General features: G+C 72.5%; 1 pseudogene. It reads left to right on the plus strand.

The window, feature by feature from the left end:
- Nucleotides 1-309: pseudogene (locus tag EXE44_RS18885) on the plus strand (glycosyltransferase family 2 protein); the annotation flags it as partial.

Here is a 309-nt window from a genome sequence, read left to right on the forward strand (position 1 = left end):
TCGAGACCGTCCCCGGGTTCGTCGACCGCGTGTATGTCGTCGACGACTGTTCGACCGACGGCACGTGGACGGAGATACGCGAGACGCTCACCGGGCTCGAAGGGTCGGAGCGACCCGGCGGTAGCCTGCGACCGATCGCCGACGAGTCGCCCGCGGAGGGATCGGGACCGCTGGCGGACGGGTCGGGATCAGTGACGAACGGTCCCGACGGGACCGAAGTCGCGGCGGGGCCGGCCTGGCGCGACCGGATCGTTGCCCGCGACGCGCGCACCGGGACGGTGCTGCCTGACCGCATCGTCGTCGCGCTCC

Origin of the sequence: Halorubrum sp. SS7 (assembly GCF_005435055.1) — an archaeon.
In the GTDB taxonomy this organism is placed as follows: Archaea; Halobacteriota; Halobacteria; order Halobacteriales; family Haloferacaceae; genus Halorubrum; species Halorubrum salinarum.